Below are 21217 nucleotides of genomic sequence, written 5' to 3'. Positions count from 1 at the left end.
CCTCCCTGACCGAAATTTTGGGAAGATTTCCGCTGGGTACGCGCGATCGATATTGACCTAAGTCAAAGGAACGGACGGGCGCGCATCCCAACTTGGCGGCCGAAAGCATCGAGCAAGTGAAACGAATGCCGTTCCTGTCGCATGGCTCGTACCGCGTCCGTTATGAGCTGGACGGTGCCACGGACGCGCCGGCCTATGTGCTCGTTAACGGGCTTACTCAATATTCGGAGCTCTGGGCAGCTTATCGGGACGCGCTGGTCGGCAAGGGATTTCGTGTCGCGACCTTCGATCTGCTCGGTCAGGGCGCCTCAGCCAAACCGGAGTTGTTCATCAGCCAGGATGATCAGGTTGAGGCGCTTCGGCTCCTGATTGATGAGCTCGGTGATGGTCCGATATTCCTCAGCGGCATCAGTTTCGGCGCACTGATCGCGCTGCGCTATGCGATCTTGCACAGCAACAGGCTGTCGGGCCTAGCGCCCATGAGCGCCTTTGCGGAACTCTCGCCGCAGCTTTTGTTGCTCGGTAATGCACTGCGCACCGGCTTGATCCTGGGCGGCACCAGCTATCTGCAGGACCTGTTGCTGCCAATGAACCTCTCCGATTCATGGCTCAAGCCGCTACTCGGCAATCTCGACGCGGTGAAACGGCAGGGCTGGTTAATCAACGACGTTTATGCGGTGCAAAACTTGATGGAATCCTTCCTCGACTTTCAGCCCCTGACGCCACAACTGGCGTCGATCAAGACACCGACGATGATCCTCAACGGTGAATTTGACTTCCTCACGCCGCGCTCGCTGCACGAAACCCTGCGCACTCACATTGCCGACAGTTCACTGGTCATCGTCCCCAATGCCTACCACGCCTTTACCCTCGAGAAGGCCGCACTGACGGCCGATCTGCTGGCACGCTTCGCCGAAGACGTGCTGGCGAAGCGCTGGCAGGGCAAACAGGCGGTATGGATCGCACCCGACGACGCCGGTGGCGAGATGACGCCTTTCCCGGCCGGCTTCGACCACCTGCGCGCTATTCCCGTGCCAAGGGCGACCTCATGAACCAGTTCCTGGGCCCGCTCGATGCCTCCGGGCGCGTGCCGCCGTTGCAACAAACTCGGGTGGCATCATTCCTGGTCTCGATGCATGGCGCGCTTGCGCGGCAGCTGGCTCTGACCTTGCCAGGCCAGTTCAAGGCCGGTTGGCAAACAGAGTTGAACACACAGCTGCATCGCGAGACGGAGATCGTTTCCCTTCTCCTGCGCGCGACCTCGTGGGCGCCTGATATCATGGCTTTCTACAACACGTTGATCTGGGAAATGGCTTGGCTGCCCGCCCCAGCTTCCGGCGTCGCCGATCGCCGGCTTGCCACAACGATCGACATTGCGGCCCTCGGGCATGCCGCGCACGGCGCCATCCGGCCTGCCGCCCTCCTGCCGGTCGAGGCGTCCGCGGATGATCCCTTTGTTGTGGCTTTGCGCCGGATCGAATTTGAAAGCAGCCGCCTGATCCAGGCCCAGATCCATTTTCTGAAAAGTGACGATCTGAAGCCCGCCCGCGACGCCGTCAGCGCGGCCGTAAACGATCGGCATCGACAGGTGCGCAAATTGTGGGCGGAGATGCTCGACAGCATTGGGATTAGCCACCGCGCAGACGACGAATGACGAGGGCTTTGACCCAAATCAACGTAAGCACCACACCAAACGACAATGTTCGCTGAAACATCCCGCCTCGGACCGATTGCCGGAGCCCAATCATGAAGGCCGTATCCGCCGAAGAAGCTGTTGCGATGATCCCGAACAACGCGCGCATCATGGTCGGCGGCTTCATGGGCGTGGGCACGCCGGAGCGCCTGCTGGACGAACTGGTCCGGCAGAAGAAATCGGGCCTGTCGCTCATCAGCAATGATGCGGCCACACCCGGCAAGGGTGTCGGCAAGCTGTTCGACGGCGCCCAGGTGTCGAGCATGATAGGAACTCATATCGGGCTGAATCCGAAAGCGCAGCAACAGATGCTGGGCGAGCAGATCACGGTCGACCTCATTCCGCAGGGCACCTTCGTCGAACGGATCCGCGCCGGCGGCTGCGGTCTTGGCGGCGTCCTGACGCCCACCGGCGTCGGCACGCTTGTCGAGGAAGGCAAGCAAAAGATCGAAGTCGACGGCAAGCCGTATCTGCTGGAGACCGCGCTGCGCGCCGATTTCGCGCTCGTCCACGCCTTCCTGGCCGACTACGCCGGCAACCTGTCCTATGCCCTCACTGCGCGAAATTTCAACCCGGTGATGGCGATGGCGGCCGACATCGTGATCGTGACCGCCGAACATATTGTTCCGGTCGGCGTGATTGCGCCGGATCATGTGATCACGCCGGGACCGCTGGTCGACTATCTCGTTGCGAACGGGTGAGCCATGGATGCACAAATCATCATTGCGCGTCGCGTAGCGAAGGAACTGCGGCCAGGTAACCTCGTCAATCTCGGCATCGGGATTCCGACCCTGGTCGCCAACTACGTTCCTGCAGGGCTCAACGTGTTCTTCCAGTCCGAGAACGGCTTGATCGGCACTGGCCCGATCCCCGAACAGGGCATGGCTCATCCGCTGCTGACCGATGCCGGCGGCAAGCCGATCAGCGCGTTGCCGGGCGCGGCGACCTTCGATAGCGCCATGTCGTTCGGCCTGATTCGTGGCGGCCATGTCGATATCACGGTGCTCGGCGGCCTGCAGGTCGACGCCACCGGGCATCTCGCCAACTGGATGATCCCGGGCAAAATGGTGCCGGGCATGGGCGGCGCCATGGACCTCGTCAGCGGTGCCAAACGGGTCATCGTCGCCATGCAGCATGCGGCAAAGGGAAAGTCGAAGATCGTGGCCAGATGTAACCTGCCGCTGACATCAGCGCGCCCTGTCGATCTTGTGGTGACAGATATGGCGGTCATCGCGTTCCCGGGCGGCAAGGCGACCTTGCTTGAAACGGCGCCGGGCCTGACGGTTGCAGAGGTGCTGGCGGTGACGGAAGCCGAACTCGTGATTCCCGATACCGTCCCCGAAATGACGTTCCAAAGCGAGTAGATGCCATGAGGATTTTCAACGGGTTTGACGAGCTCAAGTCGGCGGTCGGAACCGAGATTGGTGTCAGCGAATGGGTCGAGATCACCCAGGAACGCATCAACAAATTCGCCGATGCGACCTGCGACGAGCAGTGGATTCACGTCGACCAGGAACGCGCGAAGGCAGAGATGCCCGGAGGCAAGACCATCGCCCACGGCCTCTTATCGTTGAGCCTGACGCCGATGTTCATCCGCTCGGTGATGGGCCTGAAGGGATTGAAGAACACGCTTAACTATGGTGCGGACCGGATCCGCTATCTGGCGCCGGTGCCGGCCGGATCAAAGTTGCGCGGCCGCGTCGGCATCGCGGAAGCCGAAGACGTGCCGCCGGACGGATTGAGGGTTCACTACCGTGTGGTGATCGAGATAGAGGGCGGTACCCGCCCTGCCTGCGTCGCCGAAGTTATCGGGCTCCACTATAGTTGACCGGTCCCGCGCACCTCAATCAATGATGTGGTAGCCTCCATCGACGTAGAGCACGTCTCCCGTGATCAGCTTTGCACCGTCGAGGGCGAGGAACGCGGTGGCCTTGCCGACGTCGTCGATGCTGACGAGGCTGCGCGTCGGCGCCTGCGACTGCGCCTTGTCCATCAGCTCATCGAATTCGGGAATCCCGGATGCTGCGCGCGTGGCAAGTGGTCCTGGCGAGATGGCGTGGACCCGAATGCCTTTCGGCCCGAGCTCGGCCGCGATGTAGCGCACGGCTGCCTCAAGCGCCGCCTTCGCGACGCCCATCACATTGTAGTTCTTCACCACCATCTGGCTGCCGTAATAGGTCATGGTGAACATCGTACCGCCGTGCTTCATCAGCGGTTCGGCGAGATGGGCCATACGCATGAACGACCAGCAGGACACGTCCATGGTCTTCTGGAAGCCGGCGCGATCGACATCGACCACACGGCCATGCAAGGCGTCCTTCGGCGAGAACGCGATCGAGTGAAGCAGGAAGTCGAGCTGACCCCACTCCTTCTGGATCCGCTCGAACACCTTCTCGGTCTCGCCCTCGACCATCACGTCAAGCGGCATAAAGATCGGCGATTCCAGCGCCTTGGCCAGCGGTTCGACGTGCTTCCTGGCCTTCTCGTTCAGGTAGGTGACAGCGAGGTCGGCGCCGAGTGCCCGAAACGCCTTGGCACAGCCCCAGGCGATCGATTGGTCATTGGCTATGCCGACGATCAATCCCTTCTTGCCCTTCAGAGCGACGTTGGTCTCAGGATAAACCGGGATGTTCATGATACTCTCTCGCTTTTTGGATTTGGCGATCTCTGGTTCATGAGCAGCGTCAGCGTATGCTGCGCGATCATCAATTCCTCATCGGTCGGCACGACGAAGACGGGGATTCGGCTTTCGGATCGGGAGATCCTGGTCGCGTGCCGCGCATTCTCGGCGGGATCCAGCATGATCCCGAGCCATGCCAGTCGTTCGGAGATGCGGGCACGGATCGAAACGGAGTTCTCGCCGATCCCCGCGGTGAAGACGAAGCCGTCGAGTCCCTCCAGCGCGGCTGCCAGCATGCCGGCGTTAAGGCCAACGCGGTAGACGAAATAATCGATCGCAAATGCAGCTCGCGGGTCTACGCTTGTCTCGAGCTCGCGCATGTCGTTGCTGACGCCGGACAGGCCCTTCAAGCCGCAATCGCGATACAGGAAGTCCTGCATCTTGGACGCGGACATTCCCTTCTCGGTGAGCAGGTACAGGACGACACCAGGGTCGATCTGGCCGGGTCGCGTTCCCATCGCGAGACCATCGAGCGCCGTGAATCCCATCGTGCTCTCGACGCTCCGGCCCGCCCGCATCGCGCACATCGAGGCGCCACTGCCAAGATGGGCAACGATCACACGTCCAACTGCGACCTCCGGCGCCACCTGCGGCAGCCGCTTGGCCACATATTCGTAGGACAAGCCATGGAAGCCGTAGCGCCTGACGCCTTCGGCGTACAGCTGGTGCGGAATGGCATAGTGGTCGGCCAGCGGGGCATGATCGCGGTGGAACGCCGTATCAAAGCAGGCCACCTGCGGCAACGTCGGAAAATTGGTCAGCAGGGACTTAATGGGCGCCAAATTGTGCGGCTGGTGCAGCGGCGCCAGCGGCGCGTAGCGCTCCAGCCGTGACACGACCAGGGGGTCGATCAGCACCGGGTGCGCGTAATCCGGGCCGCCGTGAACAACCCGATGGCCTACGGCCACAGGGTTGATGTTGAGTTCCTCCCTCAACCAGGCGCCCGCGACGGACATGGCGGCAGGAACGTCGGCAACCGCCTCGATCGGATAGGCGCGGTCGGCCAGCGGTTCGCCACTTGAGCCGCCGGCACGCATCCGTGGCCGGCTGCCGATGCCATCGATCTGGCCCTTCAGCTGCCGCGCGAGCCGGCCCTCGCCCTCCACGGCAAAGACCTGAAACTTCACGCTGGAGGAGCCGGCATTGACGACGAGGATCGTATCCATGGCAGTCACGCGGCGGCGATGGGAGCACGGCGACGCCGGGCATCCGCGTAAAGGCATGCAACCGCGGCTGACGCCATCCGTGACCGCGCCGAATCGGCGCGCGATGTCAGCACCACCGGCACCCGCGCGCCGAGCACGATGCCGGCGCCATCGGCCTTGGCAAAATAGGCCAGATTCTTCGCCAGCATGTTGCCGGACTCGAGGTCGGGCACGACCAGAATCTGCGCCCGGCCGGCGACCTCCGACCTGATTCCCTTGATCCGCGCCGCTTCCAGGTCGATCGCATTGTCAAAGGCGAGCGGACCATCGAGCAGCGCGCCGGTGATCTGCTTGCGGTCCGCCATCTTGCAGAGCGCGGCCGCTTCGATCGTCGAAGGGATCTTCGAAGTCACCGTCTCAACCGCCGACAGGATCGCCACGCGCGGTGTCGTGCCAAAGCCAGCCTCATTGTAGAGATCGACGGCGTTCTGGATGATATCGCGCTTGGCATCGAGGTCCGGGAAGATGTTGATGGCGGCATCGGTGACGAACACTGTTTCGGTGTAGGCCGGCACGTCCATCACGAACACGTGGCTGATGCGCCGGTCCGTGCGCAGCCCGCCGACCTTTGCCGTCACGCTGCGCATCAGCTCATCGGTGTGGAGGCTGCCCTTCATCAGGACTTCGCCTCGCCCCTCATGAATCAACTCGACGCCCCTGGCCGCCGCAGCAGCCTCAGTTGGCGGCGTATCGACGATCTCATAGCCCGCAATATCAATATTGTGCTTTGCCGCGGTATCCCGGATCCGCGCGGCCGGACCGACCAGAACCGCCTTGATGATGTCGGTCTCGGCGGAGTCGATCGCCCCTCGCAGTGAGCTTTCGTCACAGGGATGCACGACGATCGTGGAGACCGAGGGAACGCCCTTCGCGGCGACGATGAGGCGATCGTATTTCGATCCCGGCTGGGCTTGGTTCGGTCCGGCTGCCATGACACCCATCGCTCCGCTCTGAATTGCTACGATGCCCGGGCTTTCGGATCGAAAGGGACGGTGTTGTCGTGACCGTCGAGCCCGAACAGCCCGGCGACCTGCTTCAATCGCCTGGCCACTTCACCGGATATCTCTGCGCTTGCCGACAACACGTCCTGAATGGCGGCAAATGCCCTGCGACGCTCGTCCATGTTGTCCGGCAAGAGCCTTGGAATGGCCGCAAGTGCAGCCTCCCGATCAAGGAGCAGCATGAAGAACTGCTCGCGGACCAACATCTTGAACTCCCCGAGCGTCATGCGCGCGGTCTCATCGGCCTGGCGAAGCCGTCGCAAAGCCTCGAGGCTGCGCTCGTCCACCATCCCCCGGGCCGATCCGACATAAAGCAAGGCCCGAAGGCCGGCCTCTCGCATACCACCGGAGGCGATCCTGGATGTCAGTTCCGCGATGCGGGCTTGCAACAGCTCACGGTGCTTTGGATCCATGTCGCGGCGTTGGGAGGGTGTCGACTGCGGATCAACCCCGACTGCGGCTTGCAGCGCCGGCGAGCCATAAATGGCAAGGAACATCGCCTCGCTCAGCGCCTCCTGCGAGTCGCGCCACTGATCGAGCGAACTGACGATCTGCTTCGATACCCGCTCCTGGAATGCCAGGAAGGGATTGTCCTTGGCGACGGGTTTGCGATCGTCGCGCGCCTTGTCCGCGGCGTTCTCCACCATCTTCATCCAGGGGTTCGCGCTGCTGAACGCCTCGTATTGCAGGCGAAGCGGATGCCAATTGCGCATCATCTCCGCCATCTGTGGCGTGATCATCGATTTGACCCAGGGCTGCAGGTATTTCTGGTAAGCGGCGAGATTCATTTCCGAGACACGCTTGGCAGTCTCGAACCGCCGCTCATCCTCGGGCGAGTTCCCGCCCATCGCACGGATGTCGTCGAGCGTGCGGGCCTCGCACCGCATCACCCACTGGCCGACCGCAAGCTCATCATGGAGGGTGTCGGATCCCTTCGCCTCGAACGTCGCCTCGTAGAGGCCCGGCGGCAACACATCGATCAAGTCGATGTTGCTCGAGAACTCCGCGTGCTCCTTCTTGGCCACGCCGCCGGAGACAAAAATGCCGAGATGACCGACCGTCTCATGCACCGTGTAGACAATGGTCTGCCCATGTGCCCTGATCTCGTCGACGTCAGCGTAAAGGTCCAGAATCCAGTGCAGCGCCTGTTGCGGGGGCGTGATGTTGTCGCCCTTTGAGCAGAACACCACGATCGGCGAACGAATATTGCGCAGATCGACCGTGGCCCCGTCAGACATCTTGACACGGCCGGCCGCCAGATTGTTGCCGATAAATAGCTCGTCGACGATGAACTGGATCTCCTCGGCGTTGAGGTTGACGTGCCCGCCCCACCAGCGCTCGAATTCGAGATAGCGGTCGGCCTCGGTGTCGACTTTGGAGTAGACGTTATACTGCTTGGTCCAGAGCGTATTCGACGGATTCTGGTTCTCGAAGTTCTGCACCAGCCAGGCGCCGTCGAACTTGCCCGCGCCGAGGTCACTGGAAAGCGCGGTCAGCCAGCTTCCGCCGAGCAGTCCGCCGGAGTACCGCATCGGATATTTGCCGTGCACGCCAGCCCAATAAGCGAGCGGCGCGCCCGCCACGATCACCGGACCGAACAGTTCCGGCCGTAGCGAGGCGAGGATCATGATCGCCCAGCCGGCCTGGCAGTTCCCAATCACACATGGTTTTCCATCAGCTCCGGGATGCCGCTCGATGACCTTTTCGATGAAGATGGCTTCAGCGCGGGCAATGCGCTCGATGGTCTGGCCCGGCATCGGCTCGGGCAGGAAGCCGATGAAATAGCAGGGATGCCCTGCCTTCATCGCGACACCGATCTCACTGTCGGCCTTGAAGCCGCCGATCCCCGGTCCATGACCCGCACGCGGGTCGACGACTACGAACGGCCGGCGCTTGAGGTCGATTTCCACGCCCTTGGGCGGGATGATGCGCACCAACGCATAGTTGACTGGCTGCTCGAGCGTGCGGCCGTCCAGGATGAGCTCGGCTGCATAGCTTAGGACGTGGGGCGCCGTCTGAGCAACGTGCTCGCGATACTGATCGCCGCGCTGGCGCAGGATATCCAGCAGCAGCACGCTGCGCTGCCCGGCATCAACCATATATTCGACCGCCTTGGCGACGACCCCTGACATCGGGCCGCCCGGGAGTTGCGGATTGTCCAGCGACATCGTTTGGGTCCTTCCGCCGACGCATCGATTGAAAGCGTCTGCGCGCTCGGATCGTTGATCTAGGTCAAGCCATGAGCGCGACCGTGCGCCTTTCTGGCGCCGGGAGGACACGTTTATGCCCGTGCCCGAGAATTATGCAGCGAGCGAACGTCTGCGCGATGGCCGGAGCGTCGAGATCCGCATATTACGGGCGGACGACCAGGGAGACATGTTGGCTGCGATCGGTCGCACGAGCAGCCAGTCCCTGCAACGTCGTTTCTTCGGCCCCAAGCGAAGCTTCTCGGCGAAGGAGATCGATTTCTTCATGAACATCGATTTCACCAATCACGTCGCCTTGATCGCGCTTGCTGACGAGCACGATCACGAGGTGATCATCGGCGGCGGCCGCTACGTCGTCGCGAATCCCGGAACGGCCGAAATCGCCTTCGTGACCATCGACGACTATCAGGGACAGGGCGTCGGCACCTTGCTCATGCACCACCTTATTGTCCTGGCGCGCGCGGCCGGGCTCGAGCAGCTCGTCGCCGAAGTCCTGCCGGAGAACACGGCAATGCGAAAAGTTTTCACCAAGTTTGGCTTTCAGGTCCGAGGCGATGGGGATCCGCAGGTCATTTGTTTGGCTCTACCGCTGTAAACGCGGCTCTTCGCCCGGCGGTTGTAGCCTAACGATCGCCGCCCGCAAACTGCCCAGTGACCCAAAGGACCTAGCCATGAGGAAAGCACCTGCAGACGAACGAGCCACGAGCAGCCCCCTAAGCGTCCGCCGCGCCGAAAGACGCGACACATCGGAACCAAATGACGTTCAACCGAGCATCGAGATTTGGGACTGTGCGACCTTCAACTTGATTGACTGGCTCCGCAAGAACGGTACTTGGCAAGCCCTTCTCAAGAAACCGCGGGTCTAGCCCTTTATCTTCCGGCGCGTGCCATCAGTTCTTATCATTCGCGCCGGACGTTCAGACGCAGATGCAAGCAGATTTCCTGCACGAATGAGGCCAGTCAGCTGCGACCGCCGCGCTATTTTGACTCGAAGCAACGCGCTGCGAACTAGCACTACTTTGGCAGATTGTGTTTTCGCCACTGTTTTTCAAGGATTTGCTTTCGGCAATGTGGGCATTCCTGAGACGGTGGCCGCAGGATGAGATCGACGATGGCGTGACGTACGGCGGGCATGGTTGGTTGAGGCGGAGGCCCGTTGATTCTTTTTTTTCCGCCCCGCGTGTGCGAGGCGACGATGTTGCAGGAAGGCGTAGGCAATCATTGTCATCAGCGCGTGACGATGGAGACCTTGCCATGATCGCCCTTCGAAGTGATCAAGTCCAAGCTCCTCCTTCAACTGCTGATGCGCCTGCTCACAAATCCACCGTGCCTTGATGGTTGCGGCCAGCGTGCGCAGATCCGTCGCCGCCGGAAGGTTGGCCAGATAGTATTTCTTCTCCCCGGACGCACGTTGCTCGCCAATGAGCCAGGCTTCGTCGCCTGGGAGATGCTGCTGACCTTTATCCCATATCCGCTGCGGAGGGCCGTCGGCGGTCCGGACACGGAGAGCAGCAAATTGGGCTTTAAGCCGACCTTTCGTCCCGCTACGCCAACTCACGGTTTTCCATTTGGCGCTGGCGAGCATTTGTTCTGCGGCAATCGATAAGATATCGGGCACGTGGTGCTTTCGTGGTTTTCCGCGGACTTTGGTAATCGGCCAAATGAGCTTCACATCGACCGGATACACTTTCTGGTGCCGAGGGATGCCGACAGCCCAGGTCAGCCCGCGCTCTGTTAGCCCTTGTCGAAACGGTGCGCTGAGGCCGTATCCTGCATCCGCCAGCACACATCCAAAGCGCACGTTGGCTGCCATCGCGCGGTCAATCCCGGCTAGAGCAATCTCGGGCTTGGACCGTGCCGTTCGATGTTCGACTGGCACGCGAGCGCGCTTCAAACGAGATATGTCGCTTGTCCAACTGTCAGGCAGAAAGAGACGTAACGCGACCATCACGGGCACTTCGCCGCGAGCAAGCGTCAAAGACACCAGCGTTTGGCAATTTGCCGTTTTACCGAGAGCCGACGCGTATTGAGCCGCAACACCGACCGAGCGCTCACCCTTCTTGGGAAGTGAGGTGTCATCAATAACCAGCACCGCATCCCTGCCGCCGACAAGTCGGTCCGCCTGGTTGAGCAGCTCTGTCTCCAGCGGCGTCGCGTCCCAGACACCGTCCGCAATGAAATGGTGCAACTGGTCGTAGTTGCTCGTGGCAAGGCGTTCCGCCATCGGCTGAACGCTCTTGCGATCGCCCGGACCGATCAATCCCGCAACATACAGAGGACACATCCGCTGCCGGGTCTTATGACCCAGCCGGTCCAAGAACGGCATCAGCCAGCGTTCGAGTTCGTCTTCCCATCCCGGCATGGTCAGCCCTCCCAGAGCCGACCACCCATGAATCATTGAAAAATTGATTCGGGAATCCTATAAAACCCGGCAAAATCAACAATCTGCCAAAGTAGTGCTAGGCCGTGTACCCATAAGCATGGCGGCGTGATGCGAGGAGGCTATGGGCGCTTTGCTCCTAGAGCGACCATGTTCGTGCCGCAGCTCGAGACGTCGCGATGGGCCACAAGTGGTCCATCAAACGCGAAGTTCTGCCCTCTCGGTATTGGACCGGCCCGGCGTCGTGCGCAGTTGAACTTCGGGACATGATCTATGTCAAAGGCCTTCCATTTTAGCCAACTAGCTTTCGAAGTGGCAAGTTGAGGAGTAAGCGAGCCCCCGAACGTTTGCCGCGAATTCTTCTCTCATTGCGACTATTTCTCCCTGAGAACGGAGTAAGAAGGTGCTCAAGCGGCTTCTGATTCCTCTAATCCTGCTGACGTTTCTGCCGATACGTTCCCCGGCTGTAGAAGGTGTTGCTGGATCGCCAAAGATCCAGGAGGAAATCTGGGCGCTCCCCTTTCCATTGCCGGCGCTTGCCTTCGTAGTAAGACCAGTTGGCGATGGCCCGTTTCCGCTCGTGATCATGAACCACGGGATTGCGCTGGGCGTCCAAGAACGAACAATGTTTCCGGCGCTCGAATACCGCGCCGCCGCACAGTGGTTCGCGAGCCGGGGCTATTTCGTCATTTCCCCAATGAGGTATGGAGCCAGCAGCCTTGATTACAAAGATCAGGGAATTTTCGGCTCGGTGTTTGCGCATGTCGGTAGTTGCGATAACCCGAACTTCCGAGGACCCGGCCTCGCGATCGCCACTCTGAATGAGTGGGTCATCGACTACATGAGTAAGAAGAAGATCGTTCAGCCCGGCAGAGTCGTCGTTGTGGGGCAGTCGGGCGGGGGCTGGGGATCGATCGCTCTCGCGAGCCGCAACCCGTCATCGGTTCACGCCATCATCACCTTCGCGGCGGGACGTGGAGGCAGAGTAGACGGCAAGCCCAACAACAATTGTGCTCCCGATAAGCTCGTCGCGGCTACAGGCGAGTTCGGCCAGACAGCGCGCGTGCCGATGCTGTGGATATACGTGGAGAACGACAGCTATTTTGGGCCGGGGCTGGCGAAGCGGATGCATGACGCCTTCGTCGTGGCTGGAGGAAATGCGGAGTATCGCATGCTGCCGGCGTTCGGGAGCGACGGCCATTTCATGATCGACGCACCGGATGCGGTGCCGATCTGGTCCCCGCTCGTCAGCCAATTTCTCGAGAGGCATTCCGCAACCAGCAACGCTCAACAACAAGCGAGCAGCCGCTCCTCCGCAGAGAAGCTTCAGGCAAAGCCTCCGCGACTGAGTCTTCCTCAGACGATCCGGTACTCCGAGTGGCGAAAGGTTTGCTTTGACTCGTCCGACGGAACGACGATCTGCCGGACCACATCCAGCGGGACCGATGAGCTCGATCAGGTCGTGGCGCGTGTCGATCTGATCCAGCGCGCCGTCGACGGTCCGGCTCGCCTGCAATTGTTCGTGCCACAAGGAGCGGACCTGCGGCGTGGCGTCCGTGTATCGGTAGACCAGCGGCCGCCAACCCAAATCCCGTTCAATTGGTGCCTCACCAACATCTGCATCGCGGCGGCCCCGGTGGATGCGCGCCTGTTAGCGGAACTGGAATCCGGCAAGGATCTCAAGCTTGAACTGACCGATCTGACCTCTGCATCGGTTGCGTTGACTCTAACGCTCGATCAATTTGCCGCTGTGCGCAAGGGGGCAGCTGCTCAAACCTTTGAGTTCGGGTTGGATGAGGAATGAGAACCCCATTTGCGTTCATCGCGACATGGCCGCGGTCTACTACCATAGCGACGCGTTACGATAAGCTCGCCGCCAACTACCTTGCTTTCGTTCAACTCGCGTCAATCAGGATTTGGCTGCATTTTAAGGAGTCCACGTCCTAGCACTACTTTGGCAGATTGTTGATTTTGCCGCGTTTTATAGGATTCCCGAATCAATTTTTCAATGATTCATGGGTGGTCGGCTCTTGGAGGGCTGACCATGCCGAGATGGGAAGACGAACTCGAACGCTGGCTAATGCCGTTCTTGGACCGGCTGGGTCATAAGACCCGGCAGCGGATGTGTCCTCTGTATGTTGCGGGATTGATCGGTCCGGGCGATCGCAAGAGCGTTCAGCCGATGGCGGAACGCCTTGCCACGAGCAACTACGACCAGTTGCACCATTTCATTGCGGACGGTGTCTGGGATGCGACGCCGCTGGAGACGGAGCTGCTCAACCAGGCGGACCGACTTGTCGGCGGCAGGGATGCGATGCTGGTTATCGATGACACCTCACTTCCCAAGAAGGGTGAGCGATCGGTCGGTGTTGCGGCTCAATACGCGTCGGCTCTCGGTAAAACCGCAAATTGCCAAACGCTGGTGTCTTTAACGCTTGCACGCGGCGAAGTGCCAGTGATGGTCGCGTTACGTCTCTTTCTGCCTGACAGCTGGACAAGCGACATGTCTCGTTTGAAGCGCGCTCGCGTGCCAGTCGAACACCGAACGCCACGGTCCAAGCCGGAGATCGCTTTGGCCGAGATTGACCGCGCGATGGCAGCCAACATGCGCTTTGGATGTGTGCTGGCGGATGCAGGATACGGCCTCAGCGCACCGTTTCGACAAGGGCTAACAGAGCGCGGGCTGACCTGGGCTGTCGGTATCCCTCGGCACCAGAAAGTGTATCCGGTCGATGTGAAGCTCATTTGGCCGATCACCAAAGTCCGTGGCAAACCACGAAAGCACCACGTGCCCGATATCTTATCGATTGCGGCCGAACAAATGCTGGCCAGCGCCAAATGGAAAACCCTGAGTTGGCGTAGCGGGACGAAAGGTCGGCTCAAAGCTCGATTTGCTGCTCTCCGTGTCCGCACCGCCAACGGCCCTCCGCAGCGAATATGGGATAAAGGTCAGCAGCATCTGCCAGGCGACGAAGCCTGGCTCATTGGTGAGCAACGTGCCTCCGGGGAGAAGAAATACTATCTCGCCAATCTTCCGGCGGCGACGGATCTGCGCACGCTGGCCGCCACCATCAAGGCACGGTGGATTTGTGAGCAGGCGCATCAACAGCTGAAGGAGGAGCTTGGACTTGATCACTTCGAAGGGCGGTCATGGCAAGGTCTTCATCGCCACGCCTTGATGACAATGATTGCCTACGCCTTCCTGCAACATCGTCGCCTCGCATACGCGGGGCGGAAAAAAAAGAATCAACGGGCCTCCGCCTCAGCCAACCATGCCAGCCGTACGTCACGCCATCGTCGATCTCATCCTTCGGCCGCCGCCTCAGCAGTGCCCATATTGCCGAAAGGAAATCCCTGAAAAACAGCGGCGAAAACACAATCTGCCAAAGTAGTGCTAGTTGTAGTTCGGGCACACAACGGGCAATGGATGCCCACGCGTGCTCGGTGAGGAAGACCGCCGCAGAAATTCTTCGTGCAATCGGGGTTTTTCCCAGTCGTATCGGGAGGTCTGGAAATAAAGGAAGGCCGTGAGATATTCTGTCCGGCGGCTGGGCTAACCAAAAGTCCCAATAAAAGGAGAGCGGCACATACCTTCATGCGAGCACACTGCCTTTGAGGAAGTGGCTAGACTGCGTAGGCGCGCGAGCCGTTGGATTGATCAGATCAAAAAGTTGGGCGCGTGCAGGGCGCCGCCAGGCGCGGCGGCACATATGGCCCAATGCTTTACTGCACGAACATCGCGATGCCGATGATGACGAGCGGGCTTAGCCCAAAGAAAACAATACAAACGCTTTTCAGCAGGTCACTGCCCATGACCGCAACTCCCGCGTTGCAGTCGGCACTCTACACCCGATGGAACTCGGTTGCATAGTGCAATTTGTGTCACCGCAACTTTGAGAAACAAACTTGTCTGGATCAAACGCACATCTGCGAAATAAGAAGAACGAATTGTGACCCACAAGAATTTATACGCCTAGAACGGTGAAGAGGCCTTTCGATAGTCCTTGAGAACATCGGCCCTACTTTACTTGCCATAGGGTTAAACCCAAACCAGGCCACTCCAAAAATCAAGCCGGGCCGCTGTGGATGGAAAGAGGTCAGCACGTTCAAAGCCGGGGTCGCTGGTTGGTTCGGCCATCCAGCCCCCAGACCCGCTGGCTAGTTTAAGGCCAGTGAGCCCACGCTAGCGACCTACGGTCAGCCGGCCCGTGGGTGTGGTCTTCAGCGCGGCAGCCCCGCTGGTGTTCGGCAGCACGCCTCCGGACGCGGCCCAACCATCATATGACCGAAACTTGAGGCCGAGCCGGGAATAGTTGACGCGGAGATATCCGTCGCGGCCGCGTGTGACCGCGTCGGGTCTCACCGCCCCCACTTCCTGCGCGATCACTCCGACATAGGCCTTGTCGCTACCGTTGTATGCGAAGCGATAGTAACCGAGACCGTTGTCGAGCCGACCGAGCAGCACCACGTCATGCTTGAGGTTGATGTCGGATCGCCGCCCGCCGCCACGGCCGCCACCGCCCCTGAACCCGCCGCCACCGCCACCGCGAAACCCTCCCCCACCGCCGGCACGAAATCCCCCGCCTCCGCGACCACCGCCGCCTCGGAATGCTGCAGCGCGATGTCCACCGCCTGCGAACCGCGCACCGCCGCCGCGGCCCGCCGTGTGCCTGAAATGGGCAGCTCTGGAAACTCCACGGTGCGCCGCACCACGACCAACAGACCTTGCGTTCCTTGCCGCCGTCGAGCGGTTACGTGCTTGGCGGTTGCCGGCCGTCCTGCCCGCGCCAGCCTGCCTGTTTGTTGCTCGGCCGCGGTCGGAGCGTTGAGCGCGGTCGGCGCGCTGGGCCCGGTCACCGACATTCGGACGATCGGCGCCCGCCCGCACTCCCTGCCGATTGCCACCGGGCCCCTGATTGGCGCTGCCGAACCTCTGTTGCAGGCTCGAATTGTTGTAGCGTGCACCCTGTCGATGCCTTACGTCGTGTTGCCAGTGCTCAACGCGAGCGCCGCGATTGATGTCGATAGCTCCACCACCCCAGTTGACCCGGCTGCCGCCCCACCATCCGCCGCCGCCCCAGTAGCCACCGGTGGCCCACCGCCCCAGTGTGTAGGCTGTGCCGAAGGCTACGCCGGCTGTGATGATGCCGGCACCGATGTAGTCGGGATAGCCCCAATAATAGGGATAAGCGGGATAGTCGGAGTAAGGCCAATCGCCGAAAACCACCTGCGGTTCGTAATAAGGAACGTAGATGCTGTCAGCCACGGCGGGCTCAATGTAGATGAACTGCCGGTTCTGCTCTGCCTTTACCGTCACTGTCTGCTCTTTCGTGGTGACCAGCTTCTTCCGGTCGTAGGCTTTTGAACGCAACCGCTGCACGGCATCCATTACGTCCTGTTGCTGAGCCAAAAAAGCTTCGCCCAGCTTTTGCGTCCATTCGAGCCGCTCGTTCATCATCTGGAGTACAGACGGTGTCGCAATCAGCGCCTTGACGCTCGCGTCCCAATCCTGCTTCTCCGCAGCGGCCTTGAGGGCATCTCCCTTGAGGTTCTTGTTCTGCTTCATCCAGCGATCCGCGTGCACCACTTCCAGCGGATAGGTCGATGCCATCAGAACATTCGACATTAGCGTATCGGGATACAATGCAATGGGTGCTACCAGCGCCTCGAGCTCAGCTGGCTTTAGCACCGGCTGCTCGGGAACCGGCGCGGGTGCATTGCTCGGCGTTTGCGGCCCCTGGTCGTTTGTCTGGGCTCGCGCAGGAAGGCCGACAAGCAATAATCCGAGGAAGGCGCATATCCAGCATATTGTTCTGATGATCCGCATGTCGCGCGTCCCTCCTCATAACAACGGCGAACCAGCAACAGCATCCAGTGTCCCTGTCACGCGTTCTTGACTTAGATCAACGTAGCTGCCTGCCGCGCGTGTTCCCGAAGGGAACGGAGCGACGATCCGTTCCTCCACCTGCCTAGCGGCTCAGTTCATCCGCTCATAAGCGTCGGCAAGAAAATGGTCGAAGCTCTCGATTCGAATGAGACCGAGGCGCGGATACTCCATGTCCGTGACGATGTAGAGCGCGACCGTCAGGGTTCCTGCAAATATCACCATGTGTATCCAACTGCGCCCCGCGTTCGCCGCCATGCCGAAACCAGCGAGCAGTGAGCAACCGAGACCAAGCCCGAACAGCATGAAGTAGACGATCTGCGGCGGATGCTTTTCGGCTGCGCCAGCGCGCTGAAGCGCCACCTCGAAGAGACTATTCAACGCCGGGAGCGATAACGCGCATGCAGGCCGGTAGTTTGGCTGCGGGCAGGCCACGACCGCCGAACCCCACAACTGGTTCTTGAGGTCTCGTACCTTCTTTTCCTGTTGGTCTGAAAACTCTTCCGCTCGCTGCAGCACAAGAAAGTCATGCGGCATACGATACAGCTCGATCCGAGCGCTAACGTACTCCTTAAGGCTACCCTGGAGCCTGTGTCCATCGTCCCCGGCGAATAGGCTCAGCCTGTCGTACGCCGTGGTGGCCGCCGTCGCCTCCTGAATGACCAACTGACGGCGATCATCGAAGCGCTGCAGGGCACCCGAAATCGTGAATGCCAGCAGAAGGCCCATCAAGCCGAAGATTGCCCCCTCGACAGTCGCCAACCCTCCGGTTCCCTCGCTCCGTTCACGATAGCGCCAGCCCAGATGCTGACCCCAACGGAGCAAGGCGAGCGAGCCGACAAAAAACAGGGCGGCTATGGCTATAGCAAACAACATGAAGATCATCGCCGATCTCCAAGGGATGATCCTGACGGCGACAGTTTGGTTGCACATCGTGCAAGCAGTTTGACGAAGGCAATCGTCTCAAACCCCAAAGGAAATTGGTGACAGAACGGAAGCAATGCTGACGGTCTGCGGCCTAGCATGATGCCGGAGCCGCACGCCTGTCGACGTAAGCAAGGCCGAACGCACCGCTCGTTGCCGCGCGCGGTCATTTCCGGCCACCAAAAACAGTCAAGATCATCCCAGTGCCGGATGTAGCTTTGATTGCATTGCTGAAAACGCAAGGCGCGGCACGCGCCCCGACCGACCGGCACGGTAGAACCCAAGCCATGCCAATGGCTTGCGGTTCGACCGGCGAGCCCCTTTTATCTCGCCTTCCTAATCGGGCGTTCAAAGTCAACTCATTCCTACGCTTTTCCTCGACTCCTCGCACAACAAGCATCGCTGCTTCCCTCCATCAAAAACGCACAAGCTTCATCACAGCCGCGGACCGCGACATGCATTCTCCAGGCGGGGTCCATGCGTTCCTTCGCGTTCAGCACTTGGGCCGTCGCATGCTCTTCATCAGGCTCGTAAACAGGGCTGTCCAAGCAGTCAGACGCTCTCGTCCCCGAAGGGCGGCTGCAGGCAAGAGATAGCGGACATTCCCCATTTCGCGGCCCCGCCAGGGGACGCTCACCGCGCGCGCGGATCGCTAAGTTTGCTCCTCTTCAACATGCCGGATGCGATGCCAGCGCAAATTCCTCGTGATCCGTGCAGCGGTTACTGCACAGGCTTCAACCGCACCCGCTGCGTGACCTTGGCGCCAAAGCCCTACATGGAAGTCGGTCTCGCTGACCCGCATCCGGTGCAGAATGCTTGCGAGCTTGCGCGACCGCAGTGATCACGCACAGCATGCTCGACCGTTTGGCGATCCGCAGGCCCCACGCGCGCAAGGCTGACCATTTCCTCACTCGCAGCAGCGGGCTTGCAGCCGCCTCGCACAGCGCCCTACGCACGGCAAAATATCGCCTTGCTTGCTGATGCGCCCTTCATAGTCGATCGACGTGCCAGACTTGTGCAGCCTCGGCGCCAGGTCAAAAATGCGCGCCTACTGTTCGCGACCGCGCAAAACGACGGGGGTCATCGACGCCGACCTTGAACGAAAGAGCCGCAACGGGACCGACACCGGGAACCGTCATCAGGCGCCGGCAGACGGGATCATGCTCGGTGTAGCCGATCGTAGGCCTCGAGGATCGCGCGCCGCACGTCCAGCATGGCTTCGATTGTCATCGCGAAGATCGGATCGCTGCACTCGATCAGCTCGCGGACGCGTGCCTCATAGGCGCCTCGGGCGACAGCTCCAACCAGCAACCCATAGGCCCGCAGCGAGCCACGAATGTGGTTTTCGACGTCGATCAGCTTGCGCTTCAGAAGCTTCCTGTTGGCGAGAAGCGTGCGCATCTTCTGCATCTCGATGTACTTGACATGGACGGCACGACACCAGCCCAATTGTATCATCTGCGCGACGCCGCGGGCATCGTTTCGGTCGGTTTTGTTGCGCATTGTCGAGAGCGAGACGCGCATGTGACGCGCTTCGACAACAATGATCGGCATCCCAACTGGCTGCAATTCGCGATAGAGCCAAATGCCAAGCGATGACGCCTCGACTCCCACTCTATCGAGGCGATCCGCGTAGCCCTCAAGAGCGGAGCGGATCGCCCCATTCGCCGCGGATCTGGCGCGATCGGCTCGACGACTCCGGCGGCGAGATGGACTGGCGATTGTTGCTTTCATCCGAGTGCCCAGGCTCAATTGACCAGTGCTGCCAATTGCGCGCGACGCAGATACCGCTTGACGCCGGAAGCGCTGGACGGGCGGTCGAACCGGCGTCGGCTCAGCAATAAGCAGAAGCAGGCGGTCGTGCAGCAAATGGAGAGGTCCGACGTCAGCGTGGCGCAGCTTTGCCGGCCATGGCATCGCCACCAGCACGGTGTTCTGCTGGCGGGTCGAGTTCGGCCTGACCGCTCGCAAGGTACCGCAACTCGCGACGGTGACGCTCGCCGACGGCGCGGCCCATGAGTTGCCGGCGCTCACCGCCTCGCACAATCTGGTGCAGCATGATCGCGATCGAGCGGGCTAATGGACGGCGTATCTTCGCGCCGGCTGGCAAAACCGGATCACGAAATACGGGGCTGCCGTGCGCTCGTTCATCGCGTGCCAAGCCGCCGTGCCGCAAATGCGCGTTCTTCGAAACCACCGTCAAACGGCGGCTCGGCGGTACGAGTGCCGACGGCTGGCGGCTCATTCGACCAGATACGCTCGTCCACGGCGCAGATGCGCAGCACCGCGTGCCACCCGTCAGCGGCGCGGCTAACCTCGCCAGCCGCGAGATCGAGCAACGGCTGAGCGGCAGCGCAGTGCTAAGGGGCGACACGGCCAGTGCGACTGGTACAACGGTCGGGAGAAACCTCGGGCGCCCAAAAGATCGCCTGCTCGTTGAAGGACCTCAGCCGGCCAAGGGCGAAATCAGATGCCCCACCTCCTCCTAAATTCGGCGGTCATTTGGCCATGCAAACTGTTAGCGATCATTGCTTGGTAGTCGCGCCGGTAGTCCGCGTTACGACGAAGACATTCCCAGGCGATGCCGGTAATCTCTGCGTCCTGAAGACTCTCGTAATGTCCGGCGACCGCCAGTCGAACTCGGGCATCGCTTCCACCCATTCGCACGTAGCTAAATAATTGTGAACGAGTGGGTTACAGGAAGTCCCTAGTCTGGCACCACGTGGTGCTCCCGGGTGACCACGTATTGGCTCATGAAGACGATTCTAAATCGACGCCCTGACCGGGGAATTTCTTCTAGTTGCCGCCCCTGCCGCGCAGGAGACGCCCCTGTTCGGTTATCCACTTAGCGCGAGCGAGATGACTCTGGTATGCGTTCCGCGCGCGGTCTTGTTCACCCTCCGGATCGATGTGCAGGATTATTCGAGACGCTTCCCGCCAATCCGCTCCCTCGCCCTCGGCCTGCAGAAGGCGCATATAGGTCACCACGTGCAGCTCATCATAAGCCGTCATCGCTACGTCGGCCGGCGCGACGTCGGCAACCTCAGGATTGATCGGAAGTTTTGGCATGGCGCTTGTCGGTATCCTGCCTGATTGAAGGTTTGGGCAGCAACTAACCCCGCCAATCGAACAGGATGGCGTGGATACGGAGCGATGACGGCCACATCTCGTTTGACATTGCTGTTTCTCCTTCCGTTTGCCCTAGGTCGAGTTGAGCCTACTTAGCTCTCAAGTCCTGGCGCA

At 60.7% G+C, this 21217-nt stretch carries 20 protein-coding genes and 1 pseudogene; 9 read left to right on the top strand and 12 right to left on the bottom strand.

Annotated features, from left to right (window positions below; genetic code table 11):
* Positions 1 to 92 precede the first annotated feature (92 nt).
* From ACVIYL_RS29690 to ACVIYL_RS29670, 5 genes are all read left to right on the top strand, one after another.
* Positions 93 to 1052 carry an alpha/beta fold hydrolase gene (locus ACVIYL_RS29690; protein ID WP_456780422.1) on the top strand — a complete coding sequence of 320 codons (960 nt, stop codon included), beginning with the start codon at positions 93 to 95 and terminating at the stop codon, positions 1050 to 1052.
* Positions 1049 to 1654, top strand: coding sequence for a hypothetical protein (locus ACVIYL_RS29685; RefSeq protein ID WP_456780421.1), 606 nt, complete (start codon positions 1049 to 1051; stop codon positions 1652 to 1654). The genes ACVIYL_RS29690 and ACVIYL_RS29685 overlap by 4 nt, the downstream gene beginning before the upstream one ends.
* A 92-nt stretch (positions 1655 to 1746) precedes the next feature.
* Complete coding sequence (locus ACVIYL_RS29680; protein WP_456780420.1) at positions 1747 to 2394, top strand: CoA transferase subunit A; 648 nt, start codon at positions 1747 to 1749, stop codon at positions 2392 to 2394.
* 3 nt (positions 2395 to 2397) lie between these two features.
* Positions 2398 to 3057 (top strand): 3-oxoacid CoA-transferase subunit B, encoded by a 660-nt coding sequence (locus ACVIYL_RS29675; protein WP_456780419.1) that lies wholly within the window; start codon positions 2398 to 2400, stop codon positions 3055 to 3057.
* A gap of 5 nt (positions 3058 to 3062) precedes the next feature.
* A complete protein-coding gene (locus ACVIYL_RS29670; RefSeq protein ID WP_456780418.1) occupies positions 3063 to 3521 on the top strand; it encodes a MaoC family dehydratase in 459 nt (152 codons plus the stop codon).
* A 15-nt stretch (positions 3522 to 3536) separates the two neighbouring features.
* Here ACVIYL_RS29670 and fabI read toward each other — a convergent pair whose 3' ends face one another.
* The 4 genes from fabI to ACVIYL_RS29650 are packed head-to-tail and all read right to left on the bottom strand — an operon-like array spanning position 3537 to position 8747.
* Positions 3537 to 4328 (bottom strand): enoyl-ACP reductase FabI, encoded by a 792-nt coding sequence (gene fabI, locus ACVIYL_RS29665; protein WP_456780417.1) that lies wholly within the window; start codon positions 4326 to 4328, stop codon positions 3537 to 3539.
* Positions 4325 to 5539, bottom strand: a complete 1215-nt coding sequence (locus ACVIYL_RS29660; protein ID WP_456780416.1) for an acetate/propionate family kinase — start codon at positions 5537 to 5539, stop codon at positions 4325 to 4327. The genes fabI and ACVIYL_RS29660 overlap by 4 nt, the downstream gene beginning before the upstream one ends.
* Positions 5540 to 5544: 5 nt before the next feature.
* Complete coding sequence (locus tag ACVIYL_RS29655; protein WP_456781903.1) at positions 5545 to 6510, bottom strand: phosphate acetyltransferase; 966 nt, start codon at positions 6508 to 6510, stop codon at positions 5545 to 5547.
* Between the two features lie 26 nt (positions 6511 to 6536).
* Entirely contained in the window at positions 6537 to 8747 is a 2211-nt protein-coding gene (locus tag ACVIYL_RS29650; RefSeq protein ID WP_456780415.1) for a DUF3141 domain-containing protein, read from the bottom strand.
* Between the two features lie 115 nt (positions 8748 to 8862).
* Between ACVIYL_RS29650 and ACVIYL_RS29645 the strand changes: the two genes are divergently transcribed.
* Entirely contained in the window at positions 8863 to 9381 is a 519-nt protein-coding gene (locus tag ACVIYL_RS29645) for an N-acetyltransferase family protein (protein WP_456780414.1), read from the top strand.
* Between the two features lie 453 nt (positions 9382 to 9834).
* Here ACVIYL_RS29645 and ACVIYL_RS29640 read toward each other — a convergent pair whose 3' ends face one another.
* Complete coding sequence (locus ACVIYL_RS29640; RefSeq protein ID WP_456780413.1) at positions 9835 to 11184, bottom strand: IS701 family transposase; 1350 nt, start codon at positions 11182 to 11184, stop codon at positions 9835 to 9837.
* 385 nt (positions 11185 to 11569) lie between these two features.
* Between ACVIYL_RS29640 and ACVIYL_RS29635 the strand changes: the two genes are divergently transcribed.
* From ACVIYL_RS29635 to ACVIYL_RS29625, 3 genes and pseudogenes are all read left to right on the top strand, one after another.
* Positions 11570 to 12970 (top strand): invasion associated locus B family protein, encoded by a 1401-nt coding sequence (locus ACVIYL_RS29635; protein WP_456780412.1) that lies wholly within the window; start codon positions 11570 to 11572, stop codon positions 12968 to 12970.
* A 44-nt stretch (positions 12971 to 13014) separates the two neighbouring features.
* Positions 13015 to 13113: pseudogene (locus ACVIYL_RS29630) on the top strand (IS5/IS1182 family transposase); the annotation flags it as partial.
* 61 nt (positions 13114 to 13174) lie between these two features.
* Positions 13175 to 14524, top strand: coding sequence for an IS701 family transposase (locus ACVIYL_RS29625; protein WP_456778199.1), 1350 nt, complete (start codon positions 13175 to 13177; stop codon positions 14522 to 14524).
* An 825-nt stretch (positions 14525 to 15349) separates the two neighbouring features.
* Here ACVIYL_RS29625 and ACVIYL_RS29620 read toward each other — a convergent pair.
* The 7 genes from ACVIYL_RS29620 to ACVIYL_RS29590 all read right to left on the bottom strand — a co-directional run bounded on the left by ACVIYL_RS29620 (position 15350) and on the right by ACVIYL_RS29590 (position 21043).
* Positions 15350 to 16993, bottom strand: coding sequence for a DUF3300 domain-containing protein (locus ACVIYL_RS29620; protein WP_456780411.1), 1644 nt, complete (start codon positions 16991 to 16993; stop codon positions 15350 to 15352).
* 150 nt (positions 16994 to 17143) lie between these two features.
* The gene (locus ACVIYL_RS29615) at positions 17144 to 17935 is read right to left on the bottom strand and encodes a bestrophin-like domain (RefSeq protein WP_456780410.1); all 792 of its coding nucleotides are present in this window, start codon (positions 17933 to 17935) and stop codon (positions 17144 to 17146) included.
* Positions 17936 to 19008: 1073 nt separating this feature from the next.
* Entirely contained in the window at positions 19009 to 19113 is a 105-nt protein-coding gene (locus ACVIYL_RS29610) for a hypothetical protein (protein ID WP_456780409.1), read from the bottom strand.
* A 19-nt stretch (positions 19114 to 19132) separates the two neighbouring features.
* Positions 19133 to 19903, bottom strand: coding sequence for an IS110 family transposase (locus ACVIYL_RS29605; RefSeq protein WP_456780408.1), 771 nt, complete (start codon positions 19901 to 19903; stop codon positions 19133 to 19135).
* On the bottom strand, positions 19860 to 20177 hold the full coding sequence (locus tag ACVIYL_RS29600) for a hypothetical protein (protein ID WP_456780407.1): 318 nt from the start codon (positions 20175 to 20177) through the stop codon (positions 19860 to 19862). The genes ACVIYL_RS29605 and ACVIYL_RS29600 overlap by 44 nt, the downstream gene beginning before the upstream one ends.
* A 263-nt stretch (positions 20178 to 20440) precedes the next feature.
* On the bottom strand, positions 20441 to 20635 hold the full coding sequence (locus ACVIYL_RS29595) for a transcriptional regulator domain-containing protein (protein ID WP_456780406.1): 195 nt from the start codon (positions 20633 to 20635) through the stop codon (positions 20441 to 20443).
* A 135-nt stretch (positions 20636 to 20770) separates the two neighbouring features.
* On the bottom strand, positions 20771 to 21043 hold the full coding sequence (locus ACVIYL_RS29590; RefSeq protein ID WP_456780405.1) for a DUF2285 domain-containing protein: 273 nt from the start codon (positions 21041 to 21043) through the stop codon (positions 20771 to 20773).
* Positions 21044 to 21217: the final 174 nt, after the last annotated feature.

The sequence above is a fragment of the Bradyrhizobium sp. USDA 3315 genome (assembly GCF_054056795.1).
The sequence above is the reverse complement of the archived record's forward strand: the minus strand, read 5'-3'. Positions and strand labels throughout refer to the sequence as shown.

What these genes read in the sequence shown, in the direction of transcription:
- ACVIYL_RS29620 (WP_456780411.1), bottom strand. Translation starts at nt 16,993, where the DNA reads ATGCGGATCATCAGAACAATATGCTGGATATGCGCCTTCCTCGGATTA.
- ACVIYL_RS29685 (WP_456780421.1), top strand. Translation starts at nt 1,049, where the DNA reads ATGAACCAGTTCCTGGGCCCGCTCGATGCCTCCGGGCGCGTGCCGCCG.
- ACVIYL_RS29640 (WP_456780413.1), bottom strand. Translation starts at nt 11,184, where the DNA reads ATGATTCATGGGTGGTCGGCTCTGGGAGGGCTGACCATGCCGGGATGG.
- ACVIYL_RS29675 (WP_456780419.1), top strand. Translation starts at nt 2,398, where the DNA reads ATGGATGCACAAATCATCATTGCGCGTCGCGTAGCGAAGGAACTGCGG.
- ACVIYL_RS29655 (WP_456781903.1), bottom strand. Translation starts at nt 6,510, where the DNA reads ATGGCAGCCGGACCGAACCAAGCCCAGCCGGGATCGAAATACGATCGC.
- ACVIYL_RS29660 (WP_456780416.1), bottom strand. Translation starts at nt 5,539, where the DNA reads ATGGATACGATCCTCGTCGTCAATGCCGGCTCCTCCAGCGTGAAGTTT.
- ACVIYL_RS29610 (WP_456780409.1), bottom strand. Translation starts at nt 19,113, where the DNA reads ATGACGGTTCCCGGTGTCGGTCCCGTTGCGGCTCTTTCGTTCAAGGTC.
- ACVIYL_RS29645 (WP_456780414.1), top strand. Translation starts at nt 8,863, where the DNA reads ATGCCCGTGCCCGAGAATTATGCAGCGAGCGAACGTCTGCGCGATGGC.
- ACVIYL_RS29680 (WP_456780420.1), top strand. Translation starts at nt 1,747, where the DNA reads ATGAAGGCCGTATCCGCCGAAGAAGCTGTTGCGATGATCCCGAACAAC.
- ACVIYL_RS29595 (WP_456780406.1), bottom strand. Translation starts at nt 20,635, where the DNA reads ATGGGTGGAAGCGATGCCCGAGTTCGACTGGCGGTCGCCGGACATTAC.
- ACVIYL_RS29590 (WP_456780405.1), bottom strand. Translation starts at nt 21,043, where the DNA reads ATGCCAAAACTTCCGATCAATCCTGAGGTTGCCGACGTCGCGCCGGCC.
- ACVIYL_RS29650 (WP_456780415.1), bottom strand. Translation starts at nt 8,747, where the DNA reads ATGTCGCTGGACAATCCGCAACTCCCGGGCGGCCCGATGTCAGGGGTC.
- ACVIYL_RS29625 (WP_456778199.1), top strand. Translation starts at nt 13,175, where the DNA reads ATGATTCATGGGTGGTCGGCTCTTGGAGGGCTGACCATGCCGAGATGG.
- ACVIYL_RS29615 (WP_456780410.1), bottom strand. Translation starts at nt 17,935, where the DNA reads ATGATCTTCATGTTGTTTGCTATAGCCATAGCCGCCCTGTTTTTTGTC.
- ACVIYL_RS29670 (WP_456780418.1), top strand. Translation starts at nt 3,063, where the DNA reads ATGAGGATTTTCAACGGGTTTGACGAGCTCAAGTCGGCGGTCGGAACC.
- fabI (WP_456780417.1), bottom strand. Translation starts at nt 4,328, where the DNA reads ATGAACATCCCGGTTTATCCTGAGACCAACGTCGCTCTGAAGGGCAAG.